Raw genomic sequence first — 778 nt, 5'->3', positions numbered from 1 at the left:
TTACCTTTCAACCTAACTTTTGGTGATAACCAACTCTTATAAAAATGATGCATAGCATATGTGTTTTCAGTTATAAAATTTCTACAATTTATATAATCATATGGAGAAAAATATGTTTGTGGATAAAAAACACCTATACCCTCTATTTCTTGATACTCTCCATTTCGCTTTAAGCCTAAATTCTGTAGAATCTTTGTTACAATAGCAACATTGGTCAAATCATCATAAGTTCCATTGTTTTTTATAAATTTTTTCTCTTTGTAAGAATCCAAAAACACTTTAATAAGTGGATTCCCTTTCCTTGCTCCGATTGTACTTGTAGCTATGTAATCTTCCTGTTCAAATCCCCAAAAAGAATGGTGATGCAATAAATCATCAAAGGATTTAAATACTTCGACATCAGTATCCAAATAAATTCCACCAAAATCATACAAAACATGAACTCTTACATAATCACTTACAAATGCATACTTCTCATTTTCATACGCTTCTTTTACATATAAATTACAATTTGTATTGAAATTTTTTTCATTCCATTCTATGATTTCATATCCAGGTAGATTCTCCCTCCAGCTCATAATACATTTTTCAACTATACTAGGCTTCTCTTTCCCACCAAACCAACAATAATGTATTTTGCGCGGAATTTCCTCGGCCTTCCCCACCTTAATTCCTCCACTCACTTTTTATATTTCCCTATCACTCATAAATAATTACTTCTATAAACTATCCCTAAAGTAATGAGGTGTTCATAAACAAAATAAATAAAATAGCATAC

At 30.5% G+C, this 778-nt stretch carries 1 protein-coding gene; it reads right to left on the bottom strand.

The window, feature by feature from the left end; translation table 11 throughout:
• Window positions 1-665: glycosyltransferase family 32 protein (locus KI356_RS27845; RefSeq protein WP_212937080.1), on the bottom strand; the 665-nt coding region annotated here is incomplete at its 3' end.
• Window positions 666-778 lie beyond the last annotated feature (113 nt).

This window comes from Bacillus hominis (assembly GCF_018332515.1).
GTDB classification, from domain to species: Bacteria; Bacillota; Bacilli; order Bacillales; family Bacillaceae_G; genus Bacillus_A; species Bacillus_A hominis.
The sequence above is the reverse complement of the archived record's forward strand: the minus strand, read 5'-3'. Positions and strand labels throughout refer to the sequence as shown.